The organism is Pseudomonas sp. SDT291_1_S447, from assembly GCF_054070155.1.
Window position 1 is genome coordinate 1 of the sequence record NZ_JBSVXS010000172.1, and the last position, 8,316, is coordinate 8,316.

8 protein-coding genes are annotated in these 8,316 nt (G+C 58.5%); 4 read left to right on the top strand and 4 right to left on the bottom strand.

The window, feature by feature from the left end; all coding sequences use genetic code 11:
• Nucleotides 1-76: 76 nt before the first annotated feature.
• Nucleotides 77-850, bottom strand: coding sequence for a class I SAM-dependent methyltransferase (locus tag ACW9IR_RS27435; protein ID WP_457465748.1), 774 nt, complete (start codon nt 848-850; stop codon nt 77-79).
• 159 nt (nt 851-1,009) lie between these two features.
• Between ACW9IR_RS27435 and ACW9IR_RS27440 the strand changes: the two genes are divergently transcribed.
• The 3 genes from ACW9IR_RS27440 (at nt 1,010) to ACW9IR_RS27450 (ending at nt 2,847) form a co-directional block, all read left to right on the top strand.
• Nucleotides 1,010-1,543 carry a tetratricopeptide repeat protein gene (locus ACW9IR_RS27440; RefSeq protein WP_110719211.1) on the top strand — a complete coding sequence of 178 codons (534 nt, stop codon included), beginning with the start codon at nt 1,010-1,012 and terminating at the stop codon, nt 1,541-1,543.
• A gap of 63 nt (nt 1,544-1,606) precedes the next feature.
• The gene (locus ACW9IR_RS27445) at nt 1,607-2,092 is read left to right on the top strand and encodes an RNA polymerase sigma factor (protein WP_457465753.1); all 486 of its coding nucleotides are present in this window, start codon (nt 1,607-1,609) and stop codon (nt 2,090-2,092) included.
• Nucleotides 2,089-2,847 (top strand): anti-sigma factor family protein, encoded by a 759-nt coding sequence (locus ACW9IR_RS27450; protein WP_457465750.1) that lies wholly within the window; start codon nt 2,089-2,091, stop codon nt 2,845-2,847. Before ACW9IR_RS27445 ends, ACW9IR_RS27450 begins: the two co-directional genes overlap by 4 nt.
• 45 nt (nt 2,848-2,892) lie before the next feature.
• Here ACW9IR_RS27450 and ACW9IR_RS27455 read toward each other — a convergent pair whose 3' ends face one another.
• Nucleotides 2,893-5,160 (bottom strand): hypothetical protein, encoded by a 2,268-nt coding sequence (locus ACW9IR_RS27455; RefSeq protein WP_457465752.1) that lies wholly within the window; start codon nt 5,158-5,160, stop codon nt 2,893-2,895.
• Between the two features lie 299 nt (nt 5,161-5,459).
• Between ACW9IR_RS27455 and pncA the strand changes: the two genes are divergently transcribed.
• The gene (pncA, locus tag ACW9IR_RS27460) at nt 5,460-6,086 is read left to right on the top strand and encodes a bifunctional nicotinamidase/pyrazinamidase (RefSeq protein WP_127927233.1); all 627 of its coding nucleotides are present in this window, start codon (nt 5,460-5,462) and stop codon (nt 6,084-6,086) included.
• Nucleotides 6,087-6,214: 128 nt separating this feature from the next.
• Here pncA and ACW9IR_RS27465 read toward each other — a convergent pair whose 3' ends face one another.
• Both ACW9IR_RS27465 and ACW9IR_RS27470 read right to left on the bottom strand, forming a co-directional pair.
• A complete protein-coding gene (locus ACW9IR_RS27465; RefSeq protein ID WP_095120910.1) occupies nt 6,215-7,516 on the bottom strand; it encodes an ATP-binding protein in 1,302 nt (433 codons plus the stop codon).
• Nucleotides 7,517-7,520: 4 nt separating this feature from the next.
• Complete coding sequence (locus tag ACW9IR_RS27470) at nt 7,521-8,222, bottom strand: response regulator transcription factor (protein ID WP_016984459.1); 702 nt, start codon at nt 8,220-8,222, stop codon at nt 7,521-7,523.
• Nucleotides 8,223-8,316 lie beyond the last annotated feature (94 nt).

An 8,316-nucleotide genomic window follows, 5' to 3' on the forward strand; every position in this document is an offset into this window, starting at 1 on the left:
GTGTCAGCCAAAGATGAGGTGACTGACACTCCGCTATCGCGAGCAGGCTCACTCCTACACTGGAATGTCGTGGCATTCAGCCCTTTTTTACGGCAACGAACGCGGCGGTTTCATAAGGCACTGTCACCACGTCCCTGCCGCGTAACCCAGGCTCGGCGGCAATCAACGCACGAATCTGCTCATCGACCTTTGCCCGCTGCGCCTCCGGCAGTGCGGCGATGAAACTGGTGGAGCGCACGCGGTTGAAGATCACATCTTCCGGTGAGCCGGTATGACCATGATGAAACTGTTCAACCTGCAATTTCTCAAATGCCGGGTGCGGAAATGCTGTGCGCCAGGTGCCGGTGTAATAGCGCGGCGTGTCCCCTTCCAGCGCGTTGACGATGGCATCCAGTTTCGGCACCCAACTGACCTGGGTGTCGCGCAGATTCCAGATCAACCCCAACTGGCCACCGGGCTTGAGTACTCGAGCGATTTCGCTCAGCGCCTCGGTACTGGCGAACCAGTGAAACGCCTGCGCGCAAATCACCACATCCACTGAAGCGTCCGGCAACGGCAGGTCGGTCGCCGTACCGCTCACAGCCAGCACATCGGGCCAGGCGTCAGACAGTTTTTCCAGCATCTGCGCCACCGGTTCAACGGCGATCACTTGCGCGCCGGTCGCCACCAGGCGTCCGGTGAACTTGCCGGTGCCGGCGCCCAGATCGATCACCGTTTTATGCCCATCCAGGCCCAGCGTCGCAGTCAACCACTCACTGACCTGCGGCGGATAGTCCGGCCGTCCTTTGACGTAGGTGTCGGCGGCGGTTTTGTAGCCGGCAGCGGCTGAATGATGGACGTGATCGGTCATGGCAACTCTCCTTACGGCAAAACATCGGATCGACGGCAGACGCTCCCGAGCATAGCGCTTGAATTTACGCCGAACTTGAACAGTCACTGATAAAGCAATGAATAAAAATTCACCCCGTGGTGTTCAAAGTGAAACATAAGCCCCTGTGGAGCCTTGCCCATGACTATCCGTTCCGTTATGTTCGCCGCCCCGTTGCTGCTGGTCGCCGCGATGTCCAGCCAATTGGCCTTGGCCAATGGTGATGAAGAAGAACCAGTGCAGAAGCCCGAATGCCCGAAAGGCCAGGTCTGGGACAGCAAAACGCAAAAATGCGTGCTGCAAACCAGCAGTCTGCTGCCGGACGCTGACCGTACTGATTACGCCTATCGCCTTGCCAAGGCCGGTCGCTACGATGAGGCCCTGGCGCTGCTTGATACGCTGAAACAACCCAACACCGCCAAAGCCCTCAACTATCGCGGTTACGCCACGCGCAAACTGGGACGCACCGACGAGGGCATCGGTTATTACCTGAAATCGGTGCAGCTCGATCCGCAGTACGCGCAAGTGCGTGAATACCTCGGTGAGGCTTATGTGATCAAAGGCCGCGTCGATCTGGCGCAGGAGCAGTTGCAGCAGATCAGATCGATTTGCGGCACCTCGTGCGAGGAATACCAGGACCTGGCCGAAGCCATCAATGATTCATCGAAAACCTGAGCACTTATAAGGGCCGCCATCATCTTCAACGATCAGGCATTCAGAGCAGAACTCGGACAGCATCTGGCGCGACTGTGGCGCTACGGTCTGCTGCTGTCGCGCAACCGGCACGTGGCAGAGGATCTGGTACAGGCCACGTGTGTGCGAGCGCTGGAGCGCGCCAATCAGTACATCGCCGGTACGCGCATGGATCGCTGGTTGCTGAGCATTCTGCATTCGATCTGGCTCAATGAAGTGCGCGCTCGTCGCGTGCGTCAGGGGACGGGACAGGTCGATGCCGATGGTCAACTGGCGTTCGATGGTGAATACGCGGCGCAGACGCACGTGATGGCGGCGCAAGTGATTCGCCGCGTCGATGCGCTGCCTGAAATCCAGCGGGAAACGGTCTACCTCGCCTACGTCGAAGGTTTGTCCTACCGCGAAGTCGCGGAGATCCTGCAAGTGCCGATCGGCACTGTGATGAGCCGTCTGGCCACCGCCCGCCTGAAACTCGCCGAATACCCGCCGTTGCAGGCTGTGCCGAAATCCACCGAAGGAGACCGCTCATGAACACACCTTCGGATGAACAACTGGTCGCCTACCTCGACGGCGAACTGGACGGCGACTATCGCCATCAACTGGACAATGCCATTGCCGAAGACCCGCTGCTCAGTCTGCGCGTGCAATGGCTGAGCCGCAGTAATCTGCCGTACAAGAACGCCTATGACGAACTGGCGCAACAGGCGCCGCTGGATCGACTGCAAGCGCGGCTGGATGCCATTCCTTCGCCAGAAAAGCCTGGGCTGAGTCGCCGCTGGTTTATCGGTGGCGCGGCCGCTGCGCTGTTGGCCGGAGGCGTGTTGGCCGACCGGTTATTCCTCGGCTGGCACGCCGCGCAATCGAACAACTGGCGCGCATTGGTGGGCGATTACATGGCGCTGTATGTGCCGCAAACGCTTGATCACCTGCCCACCGACGAAGCCTCCCAACGCGCGCAACTGCGCACGGTTGATGCGCGCCTGGGCCTGAATCTCTCACCCGCCACGTTGAAACTGCCGGGTGCCGAATTCAAACGCGCACAAGTGCTTGAATACGACGGTGTGCCGATCGCACAGATCATGTACCTCGATGCCAGGCATGGGCCTCTGGCGTTATGCGTCACGCGCTCGAACCAGGGTAGCCGAGCGCTTGAGCATGAACGTCGACACGAGATGAATGTAGTGTTCTGGACAGAGCATGAACATGCCTGGATGTTGATCGGACACGTTCCGGCGGCTGCACTTGAGCAGAGCGCAACGCTGTTGAAATCGCGATCCATCGGCTAGTGCTTTGACCGGCATGTTCAAGTTGGCGGAACTGGTCTGACGGCACTAGGCATCCACTTTAAAGGAGTCAAGGGAAAACCAGTCAGGTTTCGGACTATGGAACTCAAGTCGTGCGATCCCCGGTGCATCAAAGGCAACATTGACCGGTGTGCCGTAGGACGAACCTAACGCCTGACGCCCCAAGAGCCCCCCGTTGCTGGCGTAGTAAGCCACGGTGCTGTCCTCATAGTTAACGCTTAAATGAAAAAAACTGATTCGCGAGCAGGCATTCTTCAGTTTTATTTCCACTACCTGCGCGGCCTCGCCAAAGGCGTCGCGGCCAATGCTCAGTACCTGACCATCGATTCGACCGGGAAAGGATTGACCGATGTCGGAACGAGGCATGATCGCGCACTCGCCATCACCGGATTTGAACGTGATCTGCATAGTGGGCGTTTCCATGATTGCGCCTTGTCGTGCCGTCTGATTCGGCACGCCGGTGAAATCTTCCATTAACGTCGCGGGAGAATTCAGCACGGTGAATGTCGGCGAATTGAACACCACTGCAGTGGTTTCGTCATTGAGCCCGTCATAGGCAACTTTCAACTCCATGCGCACGGACGCACCCGGTTTGAGTTTCTGGAGTTCGCTGCGCGGCAACGCATTATCCAGCCCGCTGTCTTTTTCCGGCGCTGTCACTGGAGCAGCTTCGGCGAGGACAATCGTGTAACTGTCACCGTTGATATCTGTGCCGTGCAAACGAAACCAACGCAATTGCCCCTCCGCCATCAATGGCCACACCGCACATTGCGCCTGCGCACCACCGGTAAAATCAGCCAGATCAAGTATCCCGTTGCTGGCCTGAGGGATATCGGGTGTGGGCAGCCGTCGATCCCGATCCTCGATCCGCTTGATCACCACGTCACGGTGCGCGGAGGGTTGAGGGGCCGCACCTCGCAGCAACTCCCATGACAGCTGGATTGTCTTGCCATGACTGGCCGCCAGCACTGAAGACTCGATCAGAAAGTTGGCCCGGTGGTTCTTGTTGAAGGCGCTTGGAACAAAGACTGGCGAGCCCGGCCCGGTTATGCCTTGGACCAACAGCCGCGCTTTGTCACCGGGTTGATCCTCCAGGTATTCGACTCGGGCTGTCACACCGTTGGGCAAATCCAGAGGATCGATCAGGTAACCGGAGCCCACGAGTGCAGGTGGTAAAAGGGTCGCAGCGGGCTCGCCGGTGATACTGGTTTTCAGGACATAGGAGCGGTCGAGTTCGACCCCCTGGCTGACGCGCTGATACGAAAACACTGCATGTCCCTTCGCTGCGGCAGCAAACGCAGCGTAAGGCACAGGGATCGAGTAGGAAAACGGTGCATTCTTCACTTTTTCGGTCAGCGTCAAATGTTCCAGTAACGCTCCGTCCTTAGCATAGAAGCGCCCCGTCAAACGGATTTCATCGTCTCTGAGCCAACTGCGCGATACATAGATTTGTGCAATTGCCGGTTCGCCAGCCAGTTTTTCCAGTTCGACGCTGCTGGCGTCATCGTCAGGATCATCGGGGTCCTCGCTGAGGATCGGTGGGTCATACCAGGTGCCATTCAGGTTGACGTACAGATACTGGCTGGCCGAGTTCGGACTGTTGACATCCGGACTGTTACCCACACGATCAAATACCGTGTAACGCACTTCAAAGTGCGCACTGTCCCCGGCCGCGCGAAAGGTCGCCTCATCGATGGTCATCTGGATGGGCCGCTGCTGATCCGCCGCTTCCTCACTGACCACATGACTGAAGGTTTTACCATTGCAATACACCACGATGGTGTCGAACGCTCTCATTATCGGGTAGGTAACGCTGATGCTTACGCCTGTACGCGCACGCTCGGCGTCTACACCTTCATCCAGCGCATCCGGAGCCACTTCAAACACCAGTTCGGAATGGCCTTCCTCCTCAGGAAAACGGTCCACGTTACCCGGACGCTTGTCGTGATAAATAACCGTCAACGGCGCCGAAGCTTCGAGCTCCACGCCATCTCGCTCTATCCCGTAATCAAGAACATTCAGCGGACTCTTCCATTTGCCCGCAGCCAAATAGACGATTACCCGTTGAGTCGCCTCGCCGGTGGCGATGGGTTTCTCCGCAACCCGTTCTCCGTTCAAACGCACGGCATAGACGTCATTGTCCTGCGCGGTAGTGGCGGGTTCGATGAACACCTTCACCCCTTCCGGGTACAGATAAGTCAGTGCCAGAGGCAGCCCTGCATCTGCATTTTCTGGCCCGGGGACCGGCTGACTCATGCCGGCAATTCGCGGTTTTTCAAGGGTCTTGACGTCCATAGTGATCATCCTTTGGGAACAGGGTCCGATACGATCGGAAGCAGGGGTTCTTGTCCTGCGCATGAAACACCCATCGCCCGCGGTTGCCTACTGTCAGATCTGACAGGTGAACCCTGTAAAACCGGTAAAAACGCTACCATTGGTCGGAGTGACCGTAAAAGGCGAACGAAAGCCGGCGCCATTCGCAGCAATCGTAGAGCGGCTTATCCCACGCCTGAATTCGTTGAGCAGTCGTTTTGTGCCAAGAGAAACGTTACTTCCACGCCGAAGAAAGTCATATTCCAGGAGTACTCCCCCCGATGGCGATTTCGTCTCGCACTGCCTTACTGGTGATCGACGTTCAAAACGACTTCACCCCCGGCGGCCAATTAGCGGTACCGGAAGGTGACCTGATCGTGCCGCTGATCAACCGGCTCGCCCGCCAGTTCACCCAGGTCGTCGTTGCACAGGATTGGCACCCCACCGGCCATGCCTCATTCGCCTCCAGTCATCCCGGTCACCAGCCCTACGATGTCATTCAATTGCCTTACGGCGAGCAGACACTCTGGCCCGACCATTGTGTGCAATCGACAGCGGGGGCCGAGTTTCACCGGGAACTCGACTTGCCTCATGCCCAGTTGATCATTCGCAAGGGCTGCAATCCTGATATCGACAGCTACTCGGCCTTTCTGGAAGCCGATCGCCAAACCACCACGGGGCTGGCCGGCTACCTGAAAGAGCGCGGGATCGATACGGTCTACATGGTGGGGCTGGCACTGGATTTCTGCGTGATGTATTCAGCACTGGATGCACGGGCGGCGGGATTCAATGCTTATGTGGTGCTGGATGCGTGCCGGGCGATCGATCTGAACGGATCACTGACGGCAGCGATTGAGCGTATGCAAAGTGCCGGGGTCGGGTTGATTCAATCCACAGAGCTGGTCTGAACAACGCAATCCCCATGTGGGAGCGAGCCTGCTCGCGAAGGCGTCGGGTCAGTCAACGCATATTTGGCTGACATACCGCCTTCGCGAGCAAGCTCGCTCCCACAGGTATCTTTTCAGGGGCATGAAGTTCAGGCGTTAGTGGGCAACCACAGCCGAAACCGCGCACCGCCCAACGGTGAAGACTCAACCGTCAACGTGCCACCCTGCGCTTCCAGTGCACGGCGACTGATCGCCAGGCCCAGACCAAAACCACCGGTCGCCCGATCCCGGCTGCGATCCAGTCGATAGAAAGGCTCGAAAATCCGCTCACGCTCGTCATCGGGAATCCCGATGCCGTCATCATCGACCCAGATCTCACAGCCCTCGGCATTGACCTGCACGCCAATCTGAATGCGCTTCTCGCAATAGCGCATGGCATTGCGCAGCAGATTCTGGATCGCCCGCGCGGTCAGGCGTGGATCGAGCGAAAACCGCTCCAATTGACCGTGGAGCAACACGTCGATGACGATCTCCGGCGACTCAAGCTCTTCATCGACACTGCCCAGAATGCTGTCGATGAACTCATCCAGCGATACCTCGACCTGCTCTGGCATTTGCGCCGGATTCTGCAAGCGACTGTATGACAACAGCTCCAACACCAACTCATCGAGTTCGCGGATATGCGCGACCAGTCCCAGCAAGCGCTCGCGACTGGCAGCCGGCAAATCGTCCGAAAGCGCCAGCGCCAGACCGAAATCCAGCCGCGTCAACGGTGTGCGCAGTTCGTGGGAGACCGCATTGAGCAAGTCACGTTGCTGATTGAGCAGATTTTCGATATCGCCGGCCATGGTGTCGAAGACGTTGGCAAGGCTGCCGATATTGGAACTCGGGGCAATTTCCGTGCGTTCGCTCAAATGGCCCTTGCCGAAGCGTTCGGCGGTACCTTTGAGCCGTTCCAGATCACGCCAGTGCGGGCGCAGCCACATCAGCAGGCAAGCGAGCAGCGTGGCGCCGACCAATACGTTGATGCTCCAGTACAACAGATTGACGTCCATCGGGTCCGGCGGCACGACCATTTGCACGGCCGAGATGTCGTCCAGCGGCGTCACCGCCAGCGTGCGCCAGCCCCAATCGCCAATGCGCACGACGTTTTCACCCCGCCGTAGGCGCTCCTGCTCGATCGCGGTGAACTGGGCATCGTCGATCCGTGCAAGAACGATGTGCAGCGGCTGGAAATCCTTGTCCATCGACGCCGCCAGCGCCGGCCACTGCGCTTGCGGCACCGCGTGAAACTGCCGGGTGATCAGCGATTGCAGTCCGCGCGAATAGTCCAGGTTGTAAGTGACGAAGCGCTCGCGGAACGCCATGACCACCAGATCCGGCACCAGATAGATCGCCGCACTGTAGGAAACGATCGTCACCAGATACAGGCGAAACAGGATGCGAAACATCAGCTCAGCATTCCCACTCGGAACGGCTGAACAGATAGCCCTTGCCCCACACGGTTTTGATCTTGCGTGCCTCGCCAGCGTGGTCATCGAACTTGCGACGCAGCTTGGAAATGGCCACGTCCACCGAGCGGTCGGTGCCGTTGAACTCGATACCGCGCAGGCGTTGCAGAATCTGGTCGCGGCTCAATACTTCACCGGCGTGTCGCGCCAGCACCACGAGCAAGTTGTATTCGCCACTGGACAACTCAACCGGTTGATCGCGCCACGTCACGGTGCGTTCGGACAGGTCGATGCACAGATTACCCATGACGATGCGGTCGTTGACGGTCAACGGTTCACCGAGGCTGCTGCGGCGCAACAAGGTGCGCACACGCGCCAGCAAGACCCGAGGCTCGCAAGGTTTGGTGACGTAATCGTCGGCGCCCATTTCCAGACCCAGCACTTGATCGTGGCTATCGTCGCGCGCGGTGAGCATCAGGATTGGCAATGTTGCCGAATCGGCGCGCAGTAAACGACAGACTTGCAGACCATCAAGCCCTGGCAGCATCAAGTCGAGAATCACCAGATCCGGCGGATTGACTCGCGCCCGCTCGCGCACATGGTCGCCACGGCCGATCACGCTGACGGAATAACCGTTGCGTTCCAGGTAGCTGGAAATCAGTTCGGCGAGGGCGGTGTCGTCTTCGACCAGGAGGATGTTGGGCATGGGTGATCCAGATATTGCTGTGGTGGATGTCAGACCGCTTTCGCGAGCAAGCTCGCTCCCACAGTGGTTTTGCACGGTTCACAAAACCCGTGTG